3 protein-coding genes and 1 pseudogene are annotated in these 3,075 nt (G+C 58.0%); all 4 read left to right on the top strand.

Going from position 1 to position 3,075, the window contains the following annotated elements; genetic code table 11:
- Positions 1–742 (top strand): hypothetical protein (locus YU1_RS0125525; protein WP_210163771.1); only part of this gene is annotated, 742 nt, incomplete at its 5' end.
- 16 nt (positions 743–758) lie between these two features.
- Positions 759–1,403, top strand: a complete 645-nt coding sequence (locus YU1_RS0125520) for a hypothetical protein (protein ID WP_029006454.1) — start codon at positions 759–761, stop codon at positions 1,401–1,403.
- Positions 1,404–1,725: 322 nt separating this feature from the next.
- The gene (locus YU1_RS33810) at positions 1,726–2,553 is read left to right on the top strand and encodes a hypothetical protein (RefSeq protein WP_156922488.1); all 828 of its coding nucleotides are present in this window, start codon (positions 1,726–1,728) and stop codon (positions 2,551–2,553) included.
- Between the two features lie 195 nt (positions 2,554–2,748).
- Positions 2,749–3,075: pseudogene (locus YU1_RS31310) on the top strand (phage tail sheath family protein); the annotation flags it as partial.

The following is a 3,075-nucleotide window of genomic DNA, read 5'->3' as shown; positions in this document are numbered from 1 at the left end:
CCGGCCGTATTTTGGCGAGGCGGCGCCGGGCCAAATGCTGCCGACCGCCTGGAGCTACGGCCCCGCCACATCGGAGATCCGCGCGGCGGTGGACACCCGCCTGCGTATCGACGCTGCACAGGTGCTCACGGAAGGTCAGAAGGCGCAGGGGCGCGCGAACCTCGGCGCCCAGGCCGCGCTCGGCTACACGCCCGCCAACAAGGCGGGCGACACGTTCACCGGAAACATCGGCGTCGGTACCGCCGTCTATCAGACGGACGGCAACATCTACATGCCTTGGGCGGGCGGGCGCTATGCCCACCAGTTGATCCCGTATCATGTGAACATCTGGTACGTGGACAACACCGGCATGCCCCGCCTGACCTATTCCGCAGGCGCCGGCGTCGCCGTGCGCGGCGCGGGCGGCAGCGACCAGTGGGCCTTTTCCGTGCAACGGGGCGGCGACGGGGCGACGCTGCTGTCCGTCGATGGCACGGGGGACCTCTATCTCGGCAATTACGGCGCCGCTCTGTCCACCTTGTTCAGCCGGGCCAAGAACGTGCGTCTGGCCGGCGTCGTCTGGGTGGACGTGCGCGGCGCCGATAGCGCGCGCGACGCCCAGCTGACCAGCGGCGCGGTCATGGTCGGGATCTCCACCGACACCAGCAGTTCGCCGCCCTTGCGCACCGTCAGCGGCTTCTTTGCCGCGCAGATCCAGCAGCAGGACGTGTTCGGCAATTGGTACGGCGTCACAACCCAATAGGCACCAGGAGCGACCCATGGACATGATCGAACACGGCCGCTGGGCCGCCTACACGCCCGACGCGGTGCATCCGCTCGCGCCGCCCAATGCCGCCTATTGGCGCCATGAAACGACGGGCGAGGACTGGTATGTCTATTCCCGCCGCGTCTGGTCCATCGTCGGCGGCATCGACCCCACCGGCACCCTCAAGATCCGGCTGGACGATGCCGGCCGCGTCGTCATGCTGGAACGTGACGCGGTGCGCCTCATGCCGCCCACGGGGCGCGTCATCGAACTGACCGGCGCGGGTGTGGAAGCGCCGCCCTATGGCGCGCAACTGGTGGATGGGCGCTTCATCGCCGAGAGCGGAGCCGACACCGGCTCCGGCCCCACCCTCGTGCCGGCCGGGATCTCCGACCGGCAGTTCTTCCAGGGCCTCGCTTTGCGCGGCCTGATCTCGCAGGTCGAGGCGCTTGCGGCGGTGGGCAACGGCACGCTGCCGGCGGCATTCGAGACGCTGATCGGGCAGCTCTCGGCCGAGGAGCAGTTCGCTGCCCGCATGCTGCTGTCCGGCGCCACCAGCTTCCAGCGCACCAATCCGCTGGTGGACACGCTGGGCGCCATGCTGGACATGGGCCCGGCGGAGATTGATGATCTGTGGCGGTTTTGTGCAGGGCTTTAGCGGGAGTGAAGTTGGCACGGACTGGGCACTAGCACCGACACTGAACCTCAAACTTACAAGCCTAATCAGTTGTTATCAAAATCCAATTCAAAAACAGTGAAACCGGAACGTATAGGTGTCTAGAGCATCGCAGGCCGAGCAACTTTCTAGTAGGGAGATTATGTTCTGGTTGTGAGGGGCGCGACGTCGCCTGTACGCAGCCGATCATGGAACGGAATATAGGGCTGATTGATATAAACTATTTTGTTGATTGATAAATATAGTAACTTAACGAGTCTAATCAAAAATATGGGGAATTGTGAAATTGGATTTTCTAACTCCAATGGTTGAGCCTGTCGGCTATTCAGGAATCAATCTCTATTTAATTCAAATAATTTGTTTAACATTTTTTGTATTTTTAATTGGGCGCTTCCTGCTTAGGGCTAGTTGGGGGGTATCGAGTGTTGTTTGGGCAAAAATCGAATTATCTTGGGCCGCAATATCAATTGCTTCCTTAATTATTGCTGTTTGGCAGATAGGAATCCGCCTTAACCAAATAGAATTGCAGCAGTTAAGGGTGAATTTTCCTATACATATCGAGGCTTTTAAGCAAGCTGGCATAACTATATCGCAACACGGGTCTGATCACCAAAATTATGAAGACGGCAGGAAAATTTTGGCCCTAGCCAACTCGCCGCGAAATGATCGTGAATGGAGAAATGTACCAAAACAATATGTGGGCGTGAGAAATTTTATTGACACTGGATGCGTTCCGATGTTGGGGCCGAAATGGAGCGCGCTAGAATTACGTGCAAAATTTAGAAATGGAAGCGGCGATAACTCAGTTACGACCGAGATAATGAGATGGGATGAAAGGTTGGATTATTGTTTATTGGGGGATGATGTTGCGAAAAACGCGCAGAGGATAGTCAGCCTGGAGGGAGTTATGCCTTCCGAACAGACTGCCACCTGGCTAGGGGCGATATGGAGTATGTCGATTTCAATCGGCCTTGCGTTGAAGTTGCTAAAGGCGTTCAGCGATCTAAAAGTGTCAGACAGTAAGGCACCCAGGAATTTATCCGGTCCGTCTGGCTCAATATCGGCCAGACAACCTATAAATCGATATAAGTCTGCAAAAAAATCAGTCGAAGCAAGAAACAATGAGAAATGAAATCATAAAAATTATGTAAAATAGTACACAATCTGACCCGAATAAATATGCGGTGAACCGGAAGGTTCGGCCGGATCTAAGTAAAATTCTCTGCCCCTCCACCCGGCGACACCTGTCGCCCGTGCCCTCCCGCATCTTCCCCATCACACTCCGACCTCTGAAGACGCCCGTCAATCGCGCTTCAAGAGGTCTTTCATGTCTGCCACCACACCCTTCGTCGGCGTCCGCGTCTTCTCCGACCTGTCGGACACCGTCGCTTCCGTCGATACGCGCGACAGCACCGTGATCGGCGTCACGCTGCCGGCACCTGAGGCGGACAACGCTTTGTTCCCGCTGGACGAGCCGGTGGCCCTGTCCATCGACGACGTGGATCAGGTCAAGGCGCTCGGCGCCGGCCTGGCGCGGGATACCGTGGACCAGATCCTCGCCGAAGGCATCGTCACCGACATCTCTTTCGTGCGGGTGGCGGAAGGCGCGGATGCGGAGGCCACCATGGGCCACATCGTCGGCTCGGCCGGCGCC

The organism is Azorhizobium doebereinerae UFLA1-100 (assembly GCF_000473085.1).
In the GTDB taxonomy this organism is placed as follows: Bacteria; Pseudomonadota; Alphaproteobacteria; order Rhizobiales; family Xanthobacteraceae; genus Azorhizobium; species Azorhizobium doebereinerae.
The sequence above is the reverse complement of the archived record's forward strand: the minus strand, read 5'-3'. Positions and strand labels throughout refer to the sequence as shown.

Bases quoted from the DNA above. Each gene is read 5' to 3' on its own strand.
- YU1_RS33810 (WP_156922488.1), top strand. From the start codon at position 1,726: ATGGTTGAGCCTGTCGGCTATTCAGGAATCAATCTCTATTTAATTCAA.
- YU1_RS0125520 (WP_029006454.1), top strand. From the start codon at position 759: ATGGACATGATCGAACACGGCCGCTGGGCCGCCTACACGCCCGACGCG.